At 71.6% G+C, this 21,123-nt stretch carries 16 protein-coding genes; 4 read left to right on the top strand and 12 right to left on the bottom strand.

Features of this window, described 5'->3' with window-relative positions:
• Positions 1-156: 156 nt before the first annotated feature.
• The 9 genes from pssA to ACGFQC_RS16205 all read right to left on the bottom strand — a co-directional run bounded on the left by pssA (position 157) and on the right by ACGFQC_RS16205 (position 11,097).
• Positions 157-975: a CDP-diacylglycerol--serine O-phosphatidyltransferase gene (gene pssA, locus ACGFQC_RS16245; protein WP_363088863.1), complete on the bottom strand. Its 819-nt coding sequence runs from the start codon at positions 973-975 to the stop codon at positions 157-159.
• Between the two features lie 22 nt (positions 976-997).
• On the bottom strand, positions 998-1,654 hold the full coding sequence (locus ACGFQC_RS16240; protein ID WP_073496205.1) for a phosphatidylserine decarboxylase: 657 nt from the start codon (positions 1,652-1,654) through the stop codon (positions 998-1,000).
• 170 nt (positions 1,655-1,824) lie between these two features.
• Complete coding sequence (locus ACGFQC_RS16235) at positions 1,825-3,030, bottom strand: acyl-CoA dehydrogenase family protein (RefSeq protein ID WP_363088697.1); 1,206 nt, start codon at positions 3,028-3,030, stop codon at positions 1,825-1,827.
• A gap of 3 nt (positions 3,031-3,033) precedes the next feature.
• Positions 3,034-3,546, bottom strand: coding sequence for a MaoC family dehydratase (locus tag ACGFQC_RS16230; RefSeq protein ID WP_363088698.1), 513 nt, complete (start codon positions 3,544-3,546; stop codon positions 3,034-3,036).
• 5 nt (positions 3,547-3,551) lie between these two features.
• Positions 3,552-4,511 (bottom strand): CoA ester lyase, encoded by a 960-nt coding sequence (locus ACGFQC_RS16225; protein WP_363088699.1) that lies wholly within the window; start codon positions 4,509-4,511, stop codon positions 3,552-3,554.
• Complete coding sequence (locus tag ACGFQC_RS16220; RefSeq protein ID WP_363088700.1) at positions 4,508-6,535, bottom strand: protein meaA; 2,028 nt, start codon at positions 6,533-6,535, stop codon at positions 4,508-4,510. Before ACGFQC_RS16220 ends, ACGFQC_RS16225 begins: the two co-directional genes overlap by 4 nt.
• A gap of 8 nt (positions 6,536-6,543) precedes the next feature.
• Entirely contained in the window at positions 6,544-7,887 is a 1,344-nt protein-coding gene (gene ccrA, locus ACGFQC_RS16215) for a crotonyl-CoA carboxylase/reductase (protein WP_363088701.1), read from the bottom strand.
• A gap of 455 nt (positions 7,888-8,342) precedes the next feature.
• Positions 8,343-9,155: a TetR family transcriptional regulator gene (locus ACGFQC_RS16210; RefSeq protein ID WP_363088702.1), complete on the bottom strand. Its 813-nt coding sequence runs from the start codon at positions 9,153-9,155 to the stop codon at positions 8,343-8,345.
• A 136-nt stretch (positions 9,156-9,291) separates the two neighbouring features.
• On the bottom strand, positions 9,292-11,097 hold the full coding sequence (locus ACGFQC_RS16205) for a 3-hydroxybutyryl-CoA dehydrogenase (RefSeq protein ID WP_363088703.1): 1,806 nt from the start codon (positions 11,095-11,097) through the stop codon (positions 9,292-9,294).
• Positions 11,098-11,499: 402 nt separating this feature from the next.
• Here ACGFQC_RS16205 and ACGFQC_RS16200 point away from each other — a divergent pair, with 402 nt between their 5' ends.
• Entirely contained in the window at positions 11,500-12,075 is a 576-nt protein-coding gene (locus ACGFQC_RS16200) for an adenylosuccinate lyase (protein WP_363088704.1), read from the top strand.
• A gap of 285 nt (positions 12,076-12,360) precedes the next feature.
• Here ACGFQC_RS16200 and ACGFQC_RS16195 read toward each other — a convergent pair whose 3' ends face one another.
• The 3 genes from ACGFQC_RS16195 to ACGFQC_RS16185 are packed head-to-tail and all read right to left on the bottom strand — an operon-like array spanning position 12,361 to position 14,918.
• Positions 12,361-12,885 carry a GNAT family N-acetyltransferase gene (locus tag ACGFQC_RS16195; RefSeq protein ID WP_363088705.1) on the bottom strand — a complete coding sequence of 175 codons (525 nt, stop codon included), beginning with the start codon at positions 12,883-12,885 and terminating at the stop codon, positions 12,361-12,363.
• On the bottom strand, positions 12,882-13,280 hold the full coding sequence (locus tag ACGFQC_RS16190) for a RidA family protein (protein WP_363088706.1): 399 nt from the start codon (positions 13,278-13,280) through the stop codon (positions 12,882-12,884). Before ACGFQC_RS16190 ends, ACGFQC_RS16195 begins: the two co-directional genes overlap by 4 nt.
• A gap of 60 nt (positions 13,281-13,340) precedes the next feature.
• A complete protein-coding gene (locus ACGFQC_RS16185; protein ID WP_363088707.1) occupies positions 13,341-14,918 on the bottom strand; it encodes an alpha/beta hydrolase in 1,578 nt (525 codons plus the stop codon).
• Between the two features lie 433 nt (positions 14,919-15,351).
• Here ACGFQC_RS16185 and ACGFQC_RS16180 point away from each other — a divergent pair, with 433 nt between their 5' ends.
• The 3 genes from ACGFQC_RS16180 to ACGFQC_RS16170 all read left to right on the top strand — a co-directional run bounded on the left by ACGFQC_RS16180 (position 15,352) and on the right by ACGFQC_RS16170 (position 21,050).
• Positions 15,352-15,795, top strand: coding sequence for an SRPBCC family protein (locus tag ACGFQC_RS16180; RefSeq protein ID WP_363088708.1), 444 nt, complete (start codon positions 15,352-15,354; stop codon positions 15,793-15,795).
• A 163-nt stretch (positions 15,796-15,958) separates the two neighbouring features.
• Positions 15,959-18,373, top strand: coding sequence for an MFS transporter (locus ACGFQC_RS16175; protein WP_363088709.1), 2,415 nt, complete (start codon positions 15,959-15,961; stop codon positions 18,371-18,373).
• A gap of 142 nt (positions 18,374-18,515) precedes the next feature.
• On the top strand, positions 18,516-21,050 hold the full coding sequence (locus tag ACGFQC_RS16170; protein WP_363088710.1) for a SpoIIE family protein phosphatase: 2,535 nt from the start codon (positions 18,516-18,518) through the stop codon (positions 21,048-21,050).
• The last annotated feature ends 73 nt before the right edge of the window (positions 21,051-21,123 follow it).

Raw genomic sequence — 21,123 nt, 5'->3', positions numbered from 1 at the left:
CCCGCCCAGCTCGGCTCGGCCCGGCCCGCCCGGTCCGGTCTGTCATGAGGTGGGGAGGCGGGGCCTGGCCGGGCGCGGTGCGGATGCCCTCGGACGCCGAAACGGGTGTGGCCCGGACCTCGAAGGTCCGGGCCACACCCGTTGGCGGGGAGAGGGCTACGGCAGCTGTGCCGCACGCGCCTCGCGCCGGTTGCCGCGGAAGTTGTTCACCCGGCGGGCCGTGGCGAACAGCGGGATGACCGCGCCCATGACCAGCTGGAGCGCGCAACCCGTCTGGAGCAGCAGCTGGCCACCGGGGGCGTCGAAGGCCCAGGCGGTCAGCAGACCCATCGACAGCACGATCCAGACGAGCACCGCCCCGGCCAGGCGGCCGCGCGGCTTCGGGTACTCGACCCTGCTCACCATCAGCCAGGCGGTGCCCAGAATGGCGAGGAGCGTCGCCACGAAGGGCAGCTCCAGTAGCACGATCGACACGACCGTCAGCGCTCCGAACGGTGACGGCATGCCCTGGAACATGCCGTTCGTCGGCGTCACACAGGAGAAGCGCGCGAGTCTGAGCACCACCGCCAGCAGGACGACGATCGCCCCGACCGCGGCCACTCGCTGGTAGGCGTCGTCCGCCACCATGCCGTAGACGAGGACGAAGTATGCCGGTGCCAGGCCGAAGCTGATCAGGTCGGAGAGGTTGTCCAGCTCCGCGCCCATCGGCGACGAGCGCAGCTTGCGCGCGACCAGGCCGTCGAACAGGTCGAAGACCGCCGCGCACAGCATCAGGATGACCGCCGTGGCCGCGCTGTTGCGCGCCATGCCGGATTCCTGGCTGTCGGTGAGGTGCGGGATGAGGATGCCGGTGGTGGTGAAGTACACCGCCATGAATCCGCACGTGGCGTTGCCGAGGGTGAGGGTGTCGGCTATCGACAGGCGGAGGGAGAGGGGCATCTCCTCCTCTTCGTCCACCTCGTCGGCCTCGGGCACCCAGCCACCCTGGGTCTCCGGGTCAATCACGGTCAATGCGAGTCACCCCCGCCACGGTCTTCTGTCCCACCTCGACCGCGACGTCCACGCCCTCGGGCAGGTAGATGTCGACGCGGGAGCCGAAGCGGATCAGGCCGATCCGCTCGCCCTGCTCGACCTTCGTGCCCTCGGGGATGTAGGGGACGATGCGGCGCGCGACGGCTCCGGCGATCTGGATCATCTCGATGTCACCGAGTTCGGTGTCGAAGTGCCAGACGACGCGCTCGTTGTTCTCGCTCTCCTTGTTGAAGGCCGGCACGAACCCGCCCGGGATGTGCTCGACCGACGTCACCGTGCCGGCCAGCGGGGCGCGGTTGACGTGGACGTTGAGCGGGCTCATGAAGATCGCGACCCGGGTCCGTCCGTCCTTCCACGGCATGATGCTCTGCACCACACCGTCGGCGGGGGAGATGACCCTGCCGGACGCGATCTCGCGCTCGGGGTCGCGGAAGAACCACAGCATGCCCGCCGCGAGAGCGGTGGCGGGCACGGCGACGGCCTTGGCGACACCCGAGCGGCGGGCGCGGACCAGGCTGACGGCGGCGGTGGCGACGGTCGGGAGGAGCCACGGCGATGCTCCGCGCGCAAGGCGTACGCCGGCCAGGCTGTCGCGAGGTGCAGAGGTTTGGCTGTGGGGCATGGATGACCTTCGTAGCGAATGATGCCGCGCTTCGACAGGGGGACGGCGGCTTTCCCGCGATCGTAGCGGTTCGGGGCCGTAACTGGGTAAGCCAGGAAGCCGAGTCGACGGCGTGGGGTGGTTGACGGGGTGTGATCTTCTTCTCGAAGAAAACACCCCCAACCGGACATCTAGCCCTGGAATCGATACTCTTCGAGCAGTCTGCGCCCGATGATCATCTTCTGGATCTCGGCCGTGCCTTCACCGATGAGCAGCATCGGGGCCTCCCGGTAGAGGCGCTCGATCTCGTACTCCTTGGAGAAGCCGTAGCCGCCGTGGATCCGGAAGGCGTCCTCCACGACCTCCTTGCAGTACTCGGAGGCGAGGTACTTCGCCATCCCTGCCTCGAGGTCGTTTCGTTCCCCGGAGTCCTTTTTGCGTGCGGCGTTCACCATCATGGCATGGGCGGCCTCGACCTTGGTAGCCATCTCGGCCAGTTTGAACTGGATGGCCTGGTGCTGGGCGATCGCCTTGCCGAAGGTGTGCCGCTGCTGGGCGTAGCCCACACCCAGCTCGAAGGCACGCTGGGCGACGCCGCAGCCACGCGCGGCGACGTTGACGCGGCCGACCTCCACGCCGTCCATCATTTGGTAAAAACCGCGGCCGGTGACCCCGCCGAGCACCCGGTCCGCGGGAACGCGCAGGCCGTCCATGATCAGCTCGGTGGTGTCGACGCCCTTGTAGCCCATCTTGTCGATCTTGCCCGGGATGGTCAGGCCCGGGCGGACCTCGCCGAAGCCCGGCTCCTTCTCCACCAGGAAGGTCGTCATCGACTTGTGGGGCGCGGTCCCCTCGGGGTGTCCTTCGTCACTTCGCACGAGAACGGCCACCAGCGACGACGTACCGCCGTTCGTCAGCCACATCTTCTGGCCGTCGAGGACGTACTCCTCGCCGTCCCGCACCGCCTTCGACGTGATCGCCGACACGTCGGAGCCGAGACCCGGCTCCGACATCGAGAACGCGCCCCGGATGTCGCCGGCCGCCATCCGCGGCAGGAAGTGGTCCTTCTGCTCCCGGGTGCCGTGCTGCTTGAGCATGTACGCCACGATGAAGTGCGTGTTGATGATGCCGGAGACGGACATCCAGCCGCGGGCGATCTCCTCGACGCACAGGGCGTAGGTGAGGAGCGACTCGCCCAGGCCCCCGTACTCCTCGGGGATCATCAGGCCGAACAGCCCCAGCTCCTTCAGGCCGTCCACGATCGCCTGCGGGTACTCGTCGCGGTGCTCCAGCTCGGTGGCGACCGGGAGGATCTCCTTGTCCACGAAGTCGCGGACGGTCGCGAGGATCTCCTGCTGGACGTCGGTCAGACCGGCGGTCTGGGCGAGACGGGCCATGGCTTACTTCTCCTGCTCCTTGAGCTGGGGGCGGCCCGGCTGCTCGCCGCCGCGCTCCTTGATGTACGTCTCCGTGGGCACCATGACCTTGCGGCGGAACACGCAGACCAGCGTGCCGTCCTGCTTGTAGCCCTTGGTCTCGACGTGGACGATCCCGCGGTCGTTCTTCGACTTCGACGGCCACTTGTCGAGCACGGTCGTCTCGCCGTAGATCGTGTCTCCGTGGAAGGTCGGCGCCACGTGCCGCAGCGACTCGATCTCCAGGTTGGCGATCGCCTTGCCGGAGACGTCCGGCACGGACATGCCGAGCAGCAGTGAGTAGACGTAGTTCCCGACGACGACGTTCTTGCCGAAGTCCGTCGTCTTCTCCGCATAGTTCGTGTCCATGTGGAGCGGGTGGTGGTTCATGGTGAGGAGGCAGAACAGGTGGTCGTCGTACTCCGTGACCGTCTTCCCGGGCCAGTGCTTGTAGACCGCCCCGACCTCGAACTCCTCGTAGGTGCGTCCGAACTGCATCGCGCTCAGCCCTCCGGGATCTCGAACTTGCTGGTGCGCTGCATGCCCGCCGCGCGGCCCTTGCCGGAGACGACCAGGGCCATCTTGCGGCTGGCCTCGTCGATCATCTCGTCGCCGAGCATCGCGGAGCCCTTCTTGCCGCCCGCCTCGGACGTGTAGTAGTCGTACGCGTCCAGGATCAGCTCGGCGTGGTCGTAGTCCTCCTGGGACGGCGAGAAGATCTCGTTGGACGCCTCGACCTGACCCGGGTGCAGCACCCACTTGCCGTCGAAGCCGAGCGCGGCGGCGCGCCGGGCGACCTCGCGGTAGCCGTCGACGTTGCGGATCTGGAGGTAGGGGCCGTCGATGGCCTGGAGGTCGTTGGCGCGGGCGGCCATCAGGATCTTCATCAGGATGTAGTGGTAGGCGTCCGCCGGGTAGCCGGGCGGCTGCTCGCCCACGACCAGCGACTTCATGTTGATCGACGCCATGAAGTCGGCCGGGCCGAAGATGATCGTCTCGATGCGCGGGGAGGCCTGCGCGATCTCGTTGACGTTGTTGAGACCCTGGGCGTTCTCGATCTGTGCCTCGATGCCGATCCGGCCGACCTCGAAGCCCATCGTCTTCTCGATCTGCGTCAGCAGCAGGTCGAGGGCGACGACCTGCTGGGCGTTCTGCACCTTCGGCAGCATGATGCAGTCGAGGTTCTCACCCGCGCCCTCGACGACCGTGACGACGTCGCGGTACGTCCACTCGGTCGTCCAGTCGTTGACGCGCACGACCCGGGTCTTCCCCGTCCAGTCGCCCTCGTTGAGGAACTTGACGATGGTGTGCCGCGCCTCGGGCTTGGCGAGCGGCGCGCACGCGTCCTCCAGGTCGAGGAAGACCTGGTCCGCCGGGAGGCCCTGCGCCTTCTCCAGGAAGCGGGGGTTGCTGCCCGGAACCGCGAGGCACGAGCGTCGGGGACGCAGACGGTTGACAGTCATGCGGGGACCTCCAGGGGGTCGAGCTTGTTCGCTTTGCGGATCTCGTCGACGATGCGGCCGATGATTCCGGTGATGTCGAAGTCCTTCGGGGTGAAGACCGCGGCCACGCCGGCAGCCCTGAGCTGTTCGGCGTCCCCGTTCGGGATGATGCCACCGGCGATCACCGGGATGTCTGTGGCACCGGCCACACGCAGCCGTTCGAGGACGTCGGGCACCAGCTGGGCGTGCGATCCGGACAGGATCGACAGGCCGACCGCGTGCACGTCCTCGGCGACCGCCGCGTCCACGATCTGCTCGGGCGTCAGCCGGATGCCCTGGTAGACCACCTCGAAGCCGGCGTCGCGCGCGCGCACGGCGATCTGCTCGGCGCCGTTGGAGTGCCCGTCCAGGCCCGGCTTGCCGACCAGGAAGCGCAGCTTGCCGACGCCCATGTCCTTCGCGGTCACCTCGACCCTGCGGCGGACGTCGGACATGGCCGAGCCCTCCTCGGCCGGCACCGCGACCGGAGCCGACGACACACCGGTCGGGGCACGGAACTCGCCGAACACCTCGCGCAGCGCCCCGGCCCACTCGCCGGTCGTGACACCGGCGCGGGCGCACTCCAGCGTGGCCTCCATGAGGTTGCCGGTGCCCTTGGCGGCCTCCTTCAGCCTCTCCAGCGCCTTGCACGGGCGCGGATGGTTGAAAGGCGGCTGGTAGCGCGTGTCGCGCCAGTTCCGCAGGGAGGCGACGACCCGGGCCTCGACCGCCGGGTCGACCGTCTGGATCGCCGTGTCGAGATCGGCGGTCAGCGGGTTCGGCTCGGTCGTCTCGAAGACGTTGACGCCGACGATCTTCTCCTGGCCGGACTCGATGCGGCCCCTGCGCTCGGCGTGCGAGGACACCAGCTGCGACTTGAGGTAGCCGGACTCGACGGCGGCCATCGCACCGCCCATCTCCTGGATCCGCTCGATCTCGGTGAGCGACTCCTCGACCAGCTCGCCCACCTTCGCCTCGATCACCTTCGAGCCCTCGAAGATGTCGTCGTACTCCAGCAGGTCGCTCTCGTAGGCCAGCACCTGCTGCATGCGCAGCGACCACTGCTGGTCCCAGGGGCGGGGCAGGCCCAGCGCCTCGTTCCAGGCCGGCAGCTGCACGGCACGCGCGCGTGCGTCCTTGGACAGGGTCACGGCCAGCATCTCCAGCACGATCCGCTGGACGTTGTTCTCCGGCTGCGCCTCGGTCAGTCCGAGGGAGTTGACCTGGACGCCGTAGCGGAAGCGGCGGTGCTTGGGGTCCTCGATGCCGTACCGCTCGCGCGTGACGCGGTCCCAGATGCGGCCGAAGGCGCGCATCTTGCACATCTCCTCGACGAAGCGGACGCCCGCGTTGACGAAGAAGGAGATGCGGCCGACGACGTCGCCCATGCGCTCCCGCGGCACCTGGCCGCTGTCGCGGACCGCGTCCAGCACGGCGATCGCCGTCGACATCGCGTACGCGATCTCCTGGACCGGCGTGGCGCCCGCCTCCTGCAGGTGGTAGCTGCAGATGTTGATCGGGTTCCACTTCGGCATGTGGGAGACCGTGTACGCGATCATGTCGGTCGTCAGGCGGAGCGAGGGTCCCGGCGGGAACACGTGCGTGCCGCGGGACAGGTACTCCTTGACGATGTCGTTCTGGGTAGTGCCCTGGAGCCTGGTGATGTCCGCACCCTGCTCCTCGGCGACGACCTGGTAGAGCGCCAGCAGCCACATGGCGGTGGCGTTGATGGTCATCGAGGTGTTCATCTGCTCCAGGGGGATGTCCTGGAACAGCCGGCGCATGTCACCGAGGTGGGCCACCGGCACGCCGACCCGGCCGACCTCGCCGCGGGCGAGGACGTGGTCGGAGTCGTAGCCGGTCTGCGTCGGCAGGTCGAACGCCACCGACAGGCCCGTCTGGCCCTTGGCGAGGTTGCGCCGGTACAGCTCGTTGGACGCCTCCGCCGTGGAGTGACCGGCGTACGTGCGCATGAGCCACGGCCGGTCCTTCTGACGCTCAGTCATCTGTGACCTCAGACGTTCCGGAAGCGGTTGATGGCGTCGACGTGCTGGGCGCGCTTCTCCGCGTCGCGCACGCCCAGGCCCTCCTCGGGGGCCAGGCACAGCACGCCGACCTTGCCCTGGTGGAGGTTGCGGTGCACGTCGTAGGCGGCCTGGCCGGTCTCCTCCAGGGAGTAGACCTTCGACAGGGTCGGGTGGATCTTGCCCTTGGCGATGAGGCGGTTGGCCTCCCAGGCCTCGCGGTAGTTCGCGAAGTGCGAGCCGATGATCCGCTTCAGCGACATCCACAGGTAGCGGTTGTCGTACTCGTGCATGTAGCCCGAGGTCGAGGCGCAGGTGGTGATGGTGCCGCCCTTGCGGGTGACGTAGACGCTCGCGCCGAAGGTCTCGCGGCCGGGGTGCTCGAAGACGATGTCGATGTCCTCGCCGCCGGTCAGTTCGCGGATGCGCTTGCCGAAGCGCTTCCACTCCTTCGGGTCCTGGGTGTGCTCGTCCTTCCAGAACCGGTAGTCCTCGGCGTTGCGGTCGATGATCGCCTCGGCGCCCATCGCCCGGCAGATGTCCGCCTTCTGGGGGCTGCTCACCACACAGATCGGGTTGGCGCCACCGGCCAGCGCGAACTGCGTGGCGTAGGAGCCGAGTCCGCCGCTGGCGCCCCAGATCAGGACGTTGTCGCCCTGCTTCATGCCGGCGCCGTTGCGCGAGACGAGCTGCCGGTAGGCGGTGGAGTTGACCAGGCCCGGGGCGGCGGCCTCCTCCCAGCTGAGGTGGTCCGGCTTGGGCATCAGCTGGTTGGACTTGACCAGCGCGATCTCGGCGAGGCCGCCGAAGTTGGTCTCGAAGCCCCAGATGCGCTGCTCGGGGTCGAGCATCGTGTCGTTGTGGCCGTCGCTGGACTCCAGCTCGACCGACAGGCAGTGCGCGACGACCTCGTCACCGGGCTTCCAGGAGTTGACGCCGGGACCGGTGCGCAGGACGACGCCCGCGAGGTCGGAGCCGATGACGTGGTACGGCAGGTCGTGGCGCTTGGTCAGCTCGCTGAGCCGGCCGTAGCGCTCCAGGAAGCCGAACGTCGACAGCGGCTCGAAGATCGACGTCCACACGGAGTTGTAGTTGACCGAGGAGGCCATCACGGCCACCAGGGCCTCGCCCGGGCCGAGTTCCGGCACCGGCACGTCGTCCAGGTGGATCGACTTGCGGGGGTCCTTGTCGCGGGTGGCGAGCCCCGCGAACATCTCCGTCTCGTCCTTGTGCACGGTGATCGCGCGGTACGACTCGGGGAGCGGCAGGGCGGCGAAGTCGTCCGGGGTCGAGTCCGGCGACTGGATCGCGTCCAGGATGTCCTTCACGGTCACGGTGTTGCCTCCGGCGGTGAGCGCCCTGAGGGAGGGGCGCCGATGGTTACGTCGGTGCTGCTGAGGGTGGGTAGGGGTGTGCCGTCGGTTCGGCGGGTGGTGCTGTGCGGCGGCGCTTTGTGGCGCGGGAGGTTGCCTGTGACGCAGGCGTCCGGGCGCGCGAGCCGGGGTCCCCCCGGCCGGTGGGGCGCTGGGGGAGAGCTTGCGGGGACAGCCGACGTACGAAAGGTCTCTGCACGCCGGCCGCCCGGACACCTTCAACGTATGACACCGCGTGTCACCTCGCAAGGCACTGAGTGCCAGAACTTCATCTCAGATGAAATCTTTACGTAACAAATGAGCGATGATCGATCGAACGGGCTCGGAAATCCGCGGGAAAAGGTGCCCTGACATGCCAAAACGGCCACCCCGTGGGGTGGCCGTCGTCACAGCGTCATGGGCTCGTGAGGAGTGGTTCAGCGCTCCTTGAGCGCCTGCTCGATGGTCCGCATGACCTCGTGCAGCGGGGCGTCGGTGCGGGCGACCGTCACCAGGACCTCACCCTGCTCGGAGACCGCCGCGGCGGCCGGACGCGCCCCGGCGGTGCCGCGCCCGGCGCCGATGCCGGTGCCGAACGTCTTCCGCACGATCCCGAAGGCGTGGTCGAGCTGGGCCTCGACGTCGCCCTGGCCGCCGGCCCGCAGCCAGCGCCGCAGGACGTGGTTGTGGGCGGTGACCACCGCGGAGGCGGCGACCTCGGCCAGCAGCGGGTCGTCGTTGGCGTCGTCGTCGTGGGCGTGCTCGTCGAAGTGACCCAGCAGGTAACGGGTGAACAGGCGCTCGTAGCGCGCCACCGACGCGATCTCCGCCTCGCGCAGGGTGGGCACCTCGCGGGTGAGCTTGTAGCGGGCGACCGAGATCTCCGGCCGGGCCGCGTACATCCTCATCACTTCCTTGATGCCGCGGCACACCGTGTCGAGCGGGTGCTCGTGCGCGGGAGCCGCGTTCAGCACCGCCTCGGCACGGATCAGGGTGTCGTCGTGATCGGGGAAGATCGCCTCTTCCTTGGAGCGGAAGTGGCGGAAGAAGGTGCGGCGGGCGACCCCGGCCGCGGCCGCGATCTCGTCGACGGTGGTGGCCTCGTACCCCTTGGTCGCGAACAGCTCCATCGCGGCAGCCGCCAGTTCTCGGCGCATCTTGAGCCGCTGGGCCGCCGCGCGGGAGCCGGCGGCACTCTCCGGCGCGTCGGGCGTGGCTGGTGTACGTGAGGACCTGGCGGGCTGGGACATGCCCTGAACGTACTGCATGTGCGCAGCTCGGCGCGCGTGTCCGGCCCCTCCCCCGCCCCACGCGGGCGGGGGAGGGGCCGCCGGTCCGAGCAGCCCGCCCCAGTCCTCACCGGCCCTGAACCGGTCGCCGACGCCGTCAGCGGCGGGCATGTTCGCGGAAGCCACGGCCCGTCTTGCGGCCGAGGCAGCCCGCGGCCACCAGGTGCTCCAGGAGCGGCGCCGGGGCCAGCCCCGGGTCGCGGAACTCGCGGTGCAGGACCTTCTCGATCGCCAGCGACACGTCCAGTCCGACGACGTCCAGCAGCTCGAAGGGGCCCATCGGGTAGCCGCCGCCCAGCTTCATCGCCGCGTCGATGTCGTCGAGCGAGGCGTAGTGCTCCTGCACCATCTTGATCGCGTTGTTGAGGTACGGGAACAGCAGGGCGTTGACGATGAAGCCCGCCCGGTCGCCGCAGTCCACGGCGTGCTTCCCGATCCTGCCGCAGACCTCGTGGACCGTCGCGTGGACGTCCTCGGCCGTCAGCACCGTGCGGACGACCTCGACCAGCTTCATCGCGGGCGCCGGGTTGAAGAAGTGCATGCCGATCACGTCCTGCGGACGCGAGGTGGCGCGGGCCAGCGCGACGACCGGCAGTGAGGAGGTGGTCGTGGCCAGCACCGCGCCCGGCCTGCACACCTTGTCCAGCGCCGCGAACAGCTGCCGCTTGACGTCCAGGTCCTCGGCGACCGCCTCGACGGCCAGGTCGACGTCGGCGAAGGCGTCGTAGGAGCCGGCCGGGGTGATCCGCTCCAGCGTCTGCGCGGCGGCCTCGGCGGTGAGCCGGCCCTTGTCCACGGAACGCGCGAGGGACTTGCCGATCCGGGCCTTCGCCGTCTGCGCCTTCTCCTCGCTGCGGGCGGCCAGGACGACGTCGTGGCCCGCCTTCGCGAACACCTCGGCGATGCCGGAGGCCATCGTGCCCGAGCCGGCGACACCGACGCGGCGCACCGGACGGCCGGGGGTGCCGGACGCGCCGGCGACGGGCGTCAGGGCGTCCGGCACGACGGTCGCGCTGCCGGGGGCGTCGTAGGTGTAGAAGCCGCGGCCCGACTTGCGGCCGGTCAGGCCCGCCTCGCCGAGCTGCTTGAGGATCGGCGCGGGGGCGTGCAGCCGGTCGTGGGACTCGGCGTACATGGCCTCCAGGACCGTGCGCGCGGTGTCGACGCCGATCAGGTCGAGCAGCGCGAGCGGGCCCATCGGCAGACCGCAGCCGAGCCGCATCGCGGCGTCGATGTCCTCGCGGGAGGCGTACTTCGCCTCGTACATCGCGGCGGCCTGGTTCAGGTAGCCGAACAGCAGCCCGTCCGCGACGAAACCGGGGCGGTCCCCGACCGCCACCGGCTCCTTGCCCAGGTCGAGGGCGAGGTCGGTGACCGCGGCGACGGCGGCCGGGGCGGTCAGCACCGAGGAGACGACCTCCACCAGCTTCATCGCCGGCGCCGGGTTGAAGAAGTGCAGGCCGAGCACCCGCTCGGGGCGCGCGGAGTCGGCGGCGAGCCGGGTGACGGACAACGCGTTGGTGCCGGTCGCCAGGATCGCCTCGGGCCGCACGATCCCGTCCAGCTCCCGGAAGATCTGCTGCTTGATCTCGTACGACTCCGGCGCCACCTCGATCACCAGGTCGGCGTCGGCCACCGCCGCGAGGTCGGTGGAGGTGCGGATCCGGGCGAGGACGTCGGCGCGCTCCTGACCGGTGAGCCGGCCGCGCTCCACGGCGCGGGCGGTGGCGGCCTCCAGGGCGGCGAGCGACCGCGCGGCCTGGGCCTCGCTGACGTCGATGCCGATCACGGTGCGGCCGGCCTTGGCCAGGACCTCGGCGATGCCGGTGCCCATGGTGCCGAGACCGACGACGGCGATCGTCCGCAGGTCGGAGAGGGGGGCGGGGGACAGGGGAGTGGCCATGGCGGGACTCCAGGAATGAGGGTGACGACTGGAAGCGGCCCCGGGTGCGCCCGGCGGCCCCGAAGGGCGGTCCGGACGCACCGGGGGTGCGTGAAGAGGAGTGCTCGGTGCGGGTGTTGCCGGGCTGCGAGCGCACACGCCCGGGACCGTCACGGCGGACGTGCACACGTCCGGGGAACGGTGATGACCGACCGGCCCTGTCCCGTGGCCGGGTCGTGCGAAGCGGCACCTGGGGTGCCGAACCGACTCCGCCGCGGCGGCTGCGTCACCAGGCCGTCGCGAACGGGGGTGCGAGTGGGTAACTCGCTCGTATGAGCTTAACCGGTGGGTAACGAGCGCGCCAGCCCCTCATGTTTGTGATGTACGTCCCGACGCCGACGCCACCGTTCTAGGCTCGGCTCCATGGACGAAGAGTTGCGATCGCTCACGGAGCGCTTACGGCAGGAGTCGGGAGGGGCCGCCGCCTTCGAGGAGTTGGCGGCGACCGGGGACCACGACGCGCTCGCGGAGATGCTCACCGCCGCCGGACAGCCCCTGTGGGCGAGGGAACTGGCCGCGTTCCGCCTCGGACTGGCCGGGGACCGGCGCGCCTTCGAGGCCCTCGTCCTCTTCCTGAACCACCGCGATCCGCCCCGCTGCGCCTCCGCCGCCCACGCCCTGGCACGCCTGGGCGACCCGCGCACCGCCAGGGCGGCGGCCGCCCTCGCGACCAACGAACTGCGCGTCGCCTACGCCCTGCACCCCGTCCGGCTCCTGGTGGAGCTGCGCGCACCCGAGGCGGTGCCCGCGCTGATCACCACGCTGCGGCGGCGGCTGCGCCCGCACGACCCGTACCGGCGGGTCGCCCTCGCGTGCGTCGACGGCCTGGGCGACCTGGGCGACGACCGCGCCCGCCCCGTGCTCGACGACGCCCTCGCCCACCCCCTCCTCGCGGAGGCGGCGGTACGGGCGCTGGCCCGCATCCCCCGGCAGCGGTGAGCGGCGGGGTGCCGGGCCAGGGCGCCGCGGCGACCGGGCACGGGAGTCTCGGCTGCGGGCTCCCGGAGGCGGTCCGGGGGCTCACCGAGCCGTCGGGGCGTGCGGGAACCGGCGCGGCTGCGGGGTTGCTGCCGGGCCGTGGGCCTGCCGTGCCGCAGGCTTGCCGGGCCGCGGCCCGCTGGTCTGCCCGACCGTCGGCCCAGGGGATCTGCCGGGCCCCGGGCCGGACGGGGCGCCGGCCGCGCTGCCGGCCGTGGGCGGCCGGGCCGTCGGGCCGCCGACGTGTCAGGCCGTCAGGAGGCGGGTGTAGCGGACCTCCGGTACCTGCGCGCCTGCCACCTCGGAGGGTTCCTCCGTGCCGTCCGCCCGAAAGCCCGCGCGCTCGTAGAAGCGGCGGGCCGGGGTGTTGTCCCTGAGCACCCACAGGTGCATGCGGCGGTGGCCGGCGGCCGTGCTCCGCCGTACCGACTCGGCCAGGAGCGCTCCTCCGATGCCGCCGCCGACGCGGGCCGGGTCGACGTAGATCGCGTACAACTCGGCTTCCTCGGTGCGCACTTCACCCTCGCGGTAGGCGCCGTGCGCGGCCCAGCCCAGCACCTCGCCGGCCCGCTCCGCGACCAGGTTCACCACACCGCCGTCGCCGCGCGTGAACCAGCCGCGGCGCCGCTCGGCGTCCTCGGTCACGCTGAGGGCGTCGAGGTGGGACTGGGGCATCAGGCCCCGGTAGGCGCTCTGCCAGCCGCGGACGCGGATCTCCGAGACGCGGTCGCAGTCGCCGAGGATCATCTCGCGCACCCGCAGGGCCGTCATGTGCCGACCACCGCGAACGCCTCGATCTCCATCAGGAACTCCGGCCGGACGAGCGCGGCCACCTGCACGGCCGAGGCGGCCGGCAGCCGGTCGTCGGACATGTGCGCGGCGCGGGCCTCGCGGACCGCCGGCATGTGCGCCATGTCGGTGACGAAGTAGGTGAGTTTGACGACGTCGTCGAAGCCCGCCCCGGCGGCGGCCAGACAGCGCCGCAGGTTCTCGAAGACCTGACGGGCCTGGGCCCGCGGATCGCCCTCGCCGACCAGGTGGCCGTCCTCGTCCAGGGGGAGCTGACCGGAGACGGCCACGAAACGGCCGGTGCCCAGTACGACGTGCGTGTACTGGGCTGCGGCGGCGACGCCGTCGGGGGCGGGAATCCTGGTCAGCTCACTCATGCGTCCATGGTGGACCACGGGTGCGACAACGCCCCCGACGGGGTCACCGCCGACGGTGCGTCAGCCGCGGAAGCCGAGCAGCCCGTGCAGCGTCGTACCGTGCGCCGTGCCCGAGCCGACCTTCGCGCTCAGCGGCTTCGGGGCGGGCAGCGCCTCGCACACCGCGTCGGCCCCACCGGTCCCGCGCGGCACCGTGCCGTCGGTCAGGTAGGCCGCCAGGTGCTTGTCCAGGCAGGTGTTCCCGCTCAGCGTGATGCCGTGGTTGCCGCCGCCCTCCTCGACGACGAGGCTGGATCCGCCGAGCAGGGCGTGCATCATCGCGCCACCCTCGTACGGGGTGGCCGCGTCGTCCGTCGCCTGGAACAGCAGCGCCGGCGACAGTCGGCCGTTCGCGACGTCCACCGGCCCCCGCGAGCGGGTCGGCCAGAACGCGCACGGCGCGTTGTACCAGGCGTTGCTCCAGGTCATGAACGGCGCCTTCCGGTGGGCCGCCCAGTTGTCGGAGCGCCACTTCTCCCAGTCGCGCGGCCAGCGGGCGTCGCGGCACTGCACCGCCGTGTAGACGCTGTAGCCGTTGCCCCCGGCGGCGTCGACCGCGCCGAAGTCCTCGTACGCCTCGATCAGCGGATCGGCGTCGCGGTCGTTGGCGTACGCGGCGAACGCGTCGGCCAGGTAAGGCCAGTAGCCGTCGTAGTAACCGCCCGGCAGGAAGGTGTCCTCCAGTTCGGCGGCCCCCACCTTGCCGCCCGCCGGCTTCACCGCCAGCGCGGCCCGCACGGCGTACCACTTCGCCTCGACGCGGTCCGGGTCGGTGCCGAGCCGGTAGGTGGCGTCGTGCCGTGCGATCCACGCCATCAGGGCACGGTGGCGGTCGTCGAAGGCCTGGTCCTGCGTGAGGTTGTTGTCGTACCAGACGCCGGTGGGGTCGACGATCGAGTCGAGGACCAGGCGCCGCACCCGCTCCGGGTACAGCTTGGCGTAGACCGCGCCGAGGTAGGTGCCGTACGAGTAACCGAAGTAGTTCAGCTCCGGCGCGCCGACGGCCCGGCGGATCGCGTCCATGTCCCGGACCGCGCTCAGGGTGTCCATGTGCGGCAGCACGCGCGCGTACTTCTTCCCGCAGTCCTCGGCGAAGGCCTTCACCCGCGCGAGGTTGGCGCGCTCGATCCCGTCGGTGGACGGGACGGAGTCCGGGCGCACCGGGGCGAAGTGCCCCGGCCGGCAGTTCAGGGCCGGCGTGCTCCGGCCCACCCCGCGCGGGTCGAAGCCGATGACGTCGTACTGCGCGGCCACCTTCTTCGGCAGCGACGACGCGACGAATCCGGCGAGCGTCAGTCCGCTGCCGCCGGGCCCGCCCGGATTGACGAGCAGCGGCCCCTGGTACGCCCTGGCGGTGTGCGGCACCCGGGACAGCGCGAGCGTGATCTGCTCCCCGCCCGGGTCGGCGTGGTCGAGCGGCACCTTCAGGGACGCGCACTGCAGCGTCGGGTGGTCGGTGGTGCCGCACTTCTCCCAGGCGGGTCCGGCCGCCGGCGCGGCCCGTGCGGCGGGCGACGGGATCGCGTCGGCGGGCACGGCGGTCAACGCCCCGGCCACGACGGCGGCGGCACCGCACAGCGCTGCTGCGCGTTTCCTCATGGGGTCCTCCCAGGACGGAGGTCGACGGACCGCGTGGATCACGGTCCTCGGCGCATCGTCCCGGAGTCGGCGCCCGGAAGAACCTGTTCTGCCGATACTTGACCCGATTGGGCCGCCGGTTGCCCACGAACGCGCTCGTGGCGGCCAGGTCCGACCCGGTCCGACCCGGTCTGGTCAGGTCCGACCTGGTCTGGCCGCGGCGGGCCCCGTCACCGGCCCCGTCACCGGCCCGGGCGGCCGGACCCGGCGGGACGTCCCCGCGTCCGGCGGCACCGGACGCGCAGGAGAGCGCGTGTTCCCATGACCGTGCGGGGATGCTTTCCGACCGGCCCGCGACCGCTTGCGCACCCCCGATTTGGGCGGCCGGGTACCGGGGTGGTTGGCTTGCCCCGATCCGAGGAACCACCGAGCAACAAGGACCTGGAGGAACCCCATGGCGCAGGTCGAGGCCACCACCGAGCGGGTCGTCGCGGCGGCCCCTGACACGGTGTTCGACACGATCGCCGACTACAGCGGCACGCGCGGGAAGCTGCTGCCCGGGCAGTTCAGCGAGTACGAGGTGCGCGAGGGCGGCGACGGGGAGGGCACCCTCGTCCACTGGAGGCTCCAGGCCACCAGCAAGCGCGTCCGCGACTGCCTCCTGGAGGTCACCGAGCCCACCGACGGCGAGCTGGTCGAGAAGGACCGCAACTCCTCCATGGTCACCGTCTGGCGGGTCACCCCGGCAGGGGAGGGCAGGTCCCGCGTCGTCGTGACCACCACCTGGACCGGCGCGGGCGGCATCGGCGGCTTCTTCGAGAGGACCTTCGCCCCCAAGGGCCTCGGCCGGATCTACGACGCGATCCTCGCCAACCTCGCCACCGAGGTCGAGAAGTAGCACACCGCCGGTCAGGGGTCCGACGGATCCCGACCGTTGCTCCCCCTCACCGGTTCGGGTGGTTCTCCCTTCGGACCGGTTCGGTGCCGTAACTCGTCGCGCTTGCTCGGAGTTGTCGCTTCACGCGGGACTTGTGCGGCAGGTGCGACGAGGGGAGCGGCAGGTGGGTGGGACCACTGCGGTGCAGGAAGACCTGCACGACGGGGCGCGGAGCGCACCGGCGGCGGCACCTCCACCCCCCGCCGCGCCCGCGGCCGTCCGGCGCGCCGGACCGAGCCCCCGCCAGGTGCGGCTGGTCTTCTTCGCGCTGATGCTCGCGCTGCTCCTCGCGGCGCTGGAGCAGATGATCGTCGCCACCGCACTGCCGAAGATCGTCGGAGAACTGCACGGCCTGGACAGGATGTCGTGGGCGATCACCGCCTACCTGCTCACCGCCACCGTCGGCCTGCCTGTCTACGGCAAGCTCGGCGACCTCCTAGGCCGCAAGGGCGTCTTCCAGTTCGCGATCGTCGTCTTCGTCGTCGGCTCCGCGCTGGCCGGACGGGCCCGCACCATGGACCAGCTGATCGCCTTCCGCGCCGTGCAGGGCGTCGGCGCCGGCGGGCTCATGATCGGCGTACAGGCGATCATCGCGGACATCGTGCCGCCCCGGCAGCGCGCCCGTTTCATGGGCCTCATCGGCGCCGCCTTCGGCCTCGCCTCCGTCGCGGGACCGCTGCTCGGCGGCTACTTCACCGACCACCTGTCCTGGCGCTGGTGCTTCTACATCAACGTCCCCTTCGGTGTGCTCACCCTCGCCGTCGTCGCCGTCGTCCTCGAACTGCCCAAGCCGCGCACCAGGCCCCGCTTCGACGCGCTCGGCACCTTGCTGCTCGCCGCCGCCTCCACCTGCCTGGTCCTGCTGACCAGTTGGGGCGGCACCGAGCACGCCTGGGACTCGCGCATCGTCCTGTCCCTCGGCGCGGGCGCCGCCCTGGCCACCGCCCTCTTCCTGGTCGCCGAGCGCTTCGCCGCCGAACCCCTCATCCCACTGCGGCTGTTCCGCGACTCCGTCTTCACCCTGACCAGCCTCGTGGGGCTGGTGACCGGTGTCGCCCTCTTCGGGGCCGCCGGCTATCTGCCGACCTTCCTCCAGATGGTCGACGGCGCCTCCGCCACCGAGTCCGGGCTGCTCATGCTGCCCATGATGGGCGGCATCGTCGTCACCTCGGTCGTCTCGGGACAGCTCATCACCCACACCGGCCGCTACCGGACGTACCCCGTCCTCGGCGGCGCCCTCGCCGTGCTCGGCATGTGGCTGCTGTCCCGGCTCGAGGCCGACACGCCCCGGCTGCACTACAGCCTCTGGATGGCGGTCCTCGGCGCCGGCATCGGGCTGGTGATGCCCGTCCTCGTCCTCGCCGTGCAGAACTCCGTGCGCCCCGCCGACCTCGGCACCGCCACCAGCGCCCACAACTACTTCCGTCAGATCGGCGGCAGCGTCGGCGCCGCCGTCTTCGGCACCCTCCTCGCGAACCGGCTCACCGACTCCCTGCGCGAGCGCCTCCCCGACGGCGGGGACGCCGGTGCCGGCCTCCCCGACCCCGAGTCGATCACCCCGCAGCTCGTCCACACCCTGCCCCCGGCGCTGCGCGACGCCTACATCGGCGCGTACGCCGACGCCATGCCGAGGATCTTCCTGTACCTGGTGCCGGTGCTCGTCCTCGGCCTCGTCCTCGCCTTCTTCCTCAAGGAGAAACCGCTGGTGTCCCACCACGCCACCGAAACGGAGCCCGCCCCCGTGAACGCCACCGTCCCGCAGGCCCGCGCCGCGTACACCGCGGGCATCCCCGTCTGCGGCACGGTGCAGCACCCCGACGGAACCGCCGTGCCGCGCGCCGCGCTCACCCTCATCGACGTGGCCGGACAGCAGATCGGGCGCGGCGCCAGCGGCGAGGACGGACGGTACGCGCTGGCCACGCCCGGCTCCGGGTCGTACGTCCTGATCGCCGCCGCCGGCGGGCACCAGCCGCAGGCGGTCTCCGTGACCGTCGGTGAGCGCCCCGTCGAGCTGGACGTCGTCCTCGGCGGTGCCGGACGCCTCGCCGGTGCCGTCGTCACCGCCGACGGCACGCCCGTGCGGGACGCCGCCGTCACCCTCACCAACGTCCACGGCGAGGTCGTCGCCAGTACCCGCAGCGGGCGCGAGGGCGGGTACGTCATCACCGAGCTGGTGGCCGGCGAGTACACCCTCGCCGCCAGCGCCCCCGCCTTCCGCCCCGCCGCGCTGCCGGTCACCGTGCAGGCCTCGCGGGAGACCCGCCAGGACGTCGAACTCGCCGGTGGCGCCGTGCTGCGCGGCACGGTCCGGGCCACCGCCGGGAGGCCCGTCGAGGACGCGCGCGTGACGCTCCTGGACGCCGCGGGCAACGTGGTGGACACCCTCACCACCGGCCCCGACGGAACCTTCCGCTTCGTCGACCTGTCCTCCGGCGAGTACACCGTCATCGCCGCGGGTTACCCGCCGGTCGCCACCGTGCTGCAAGTGGCCGGCGGCGGCCGCACGGAGCGTGATCTGCAACTGGGCCACGAGGACTGAGAGAGCCCCGGGAGGCCCGCTACCCAGGCGCTTCCCCGGTGAAACCAATTCCAGAATTGCCGCACATCCCGAGCGGTGCGCGCCGTACGGTGGGGACTGCGGGGGAGATCATGTGCAGCTCTGGGGAGAGAGGGTCTGGGCCATGGACCGTGGCACCGAGAGGGACACACCTCCCAGCCGCGGAGCGGGGAGCGGCGCGCCACCCGGGGTCGCGGACGCCGGACGCATCCCGCTCGCCGTGGTCGTCGTCGACCGGGCCGGCCTCGTCTCGCACTGGAGCAGCGGCGCCCGCCGGCTGTTCGGCGTCCCCAGGGAAGAGGCGATCGGCGAGCCCGCCATCGACCTGCTGCCCGTCTCGGGCGCCCTCCCCGACATCGACGACCACCTGCCGTACGACGACCACCTGCCGTACGACGACCACGCGCCCTGTGACGGCCTCGGACCCGGGCCGGGGAACTCCCTCGACCGCGGGCTGGGTTACCCGGCCGCCGGGCGGGCCCGGCTGACCGTGCCCGAGCGGAGCGGGGCGGAGCCCCGGCCCGCGGGGTGGGAAAGGCCCCGCGTCGACGTGCTGTGGTGGGCGTACCCCCTGGCCGGACCGGGCAGCGAGCGGCTGCTGGTGCTGGCCGCCGACGCCGAGGGCCTGCACCGGCCCGACCGGGACGACGGCCCGCGCGTCGAGCGCATCGCGCCCGGCTTCGCCCTGCACACCGACTTCCCCGGCGCCGAGGACCTCGCACGCAGGCTCCCCGAGATCCTGCCCAGCATGAGCGTCGACGAGAGCGCCCGCATCGTCTCCCAGGTCCTCGAACTGGGTTATCCCGTCCTGGAGTTCAGCCAGAACGACCGGGTGCCCGTCACCCCCGACTGGGGAGTCGCGCGACGCGTCGAGCGCAGAGCCCGCCGCGAGCGGGCCGCCCGTGCCGCAGTCGCCGGCCGGACCGCGCCCGAGGACCCCGACGACGAGGGCGAGGACCTCGAGCACGCCGCCGTCCGCGAGCGCCTGGAGTTCCTCAACGAGGTCAGTGGGAGGATCGGCACCTCCCTCGACCTGTCCCGCACCATCGGCGAGGTCAGCAGGGCCGTCGTACCGCGCTTCACCGACGTAGCCTGCACCTATCTGCGCGAACAGGTGCTCGCCGGCGAGGAGTTCCCCGACGGCGTGCCGGACACCACGACCATGTGGCACCGGGTCGCCCTGGAGCACACCGACGAACCCGGCCGCTGGGACGACGTGGTGCCCGTCGGCGAGGCCATGCCCTTTCCGGAGCAGACCCCGTTCTTCCAGTGCATGACCAGCGGCGAACCCGTCCTCGTCCCGCGCATCGGCGAACAGCTGGGCCACGCCGTCGCCTCGCAGTTCGACAAGCGCGACCTCCGGCCCCTGATCACGGGCCGTTCGATGCTCGTCGTCCCGCTGAAGGCCCGCCATGTCGTCCTCGGCTTCATGGTCCTGCTGCGCCACCCCGAGCGCGCCGAGTTCAACGACATGGACCGGGTCACCGGCGCCGAACTCGCCGCCCGCGCGGGCCTGGTGCTGGACAACGCGCGCATGTACACCTACCAGGAGAGCGTCGCCGAGACCCTCCAGGACAGCATGCTGCCGCACATACCGCCACGGATGGCCGGCTGCGACATCGCCACCCGCTATCTGCCCGGCACCCTGCTGGGGCGGGTCGGTGGCGACTGGTTCGACTCCGTGAAACTCCCCGGCGCCCGCACCGCGCTCGTCGTCGGCGACGTGATGGGCCACGGTCTCCACTCCGCCGCCAAGATGGGCCAGTTGCGCACGGCCGTACAGACCATGGCGGCGCTGGACCTGCCGCCCGCGCAACTCCTGCGCAACCTCGACGACCTGGCCCGGCGCCTCGGCGACACCTACCTCGCCACCTGCCTGTACGCCGTCTACGACCCGATCGCGAGCGAGCTGCACCTCGCCAACGCGGGCCACGTCCCGCCCGTGCTGGTGCGCGCCGGCGACGGCCGCAGCGAACTGCTCGACCTGCCCACCGGCGCCCCCGTCGGCGTCGGCGGAGTGCCCTTCGAGGCGGTACGGGTGCGCGTGGCCCCCGGTGACCGCCTCGTGATGTGCACCGACGGACTCGTCGAGATGCGCGGCGAGGACATCGGCGTGGGCCTGGCGGCGCTGTGCGAGTCCGCCGCCCACCCGGCCGCCTCGATGGACGACGCCTGCGACACCATCATCCGCGCCCTCGCCGCGACGTTCTCGAAGGCGGGCCGGGGCAGCCGCAAGGACGACGTGGCGCTCCTGATGGCCCGGCTCAACGGCATCGGGCCCGGCGACGTCGCCGAGTGGACCCTCCGCCTCGACCCCGCCCAGGTCGGCCGGGCCCGCGCCGCGGTCCGCGAACAGCTCCACGACTGGCGGCTCGCGCAACTGGCCGACCCGGCCGAGCTGATGGTCAGCGAGGTGGTGACCAACGCCGTGCGGCACGCGCACGGACGGCCGGTCACCCTGCGGCTGGTGCGCGGCGAGACGCTGCTGTGCGAGGTCGACGACGACGACCACGGGCTGCCGACCCTGCTGAGCGCGGGACCCGACGACGAGTCAGGGCGCGGGCTGCGGGTGGTGAGCACGCTGGCCCGGGAATGGGGCGCCAGCCGGACCGCCGCGGGCAAGTCGGTCTGGTTCGAACTGCCCCTCCCCGGGCGCTGACCGGCGTTCCTCCGGTGCACGGGTCCGGCGGCCCGGCCGGTGCGGTGCGACGGGTGCCGCACGGGACCCCTCG

The organism is Streptomyces sp. NPDC048734, assembly GCF_043198675.1.
Classification (GTDB): Bacteria; Actinomycetota; Actinomycetes; order Streptomycetales; family Streptomycetaceae; genus Streptomyces.
Note: the sequence above shows the minus strand (reverse complement) of the source record. Positions and strands in the feature narration are given on the sequence as shown.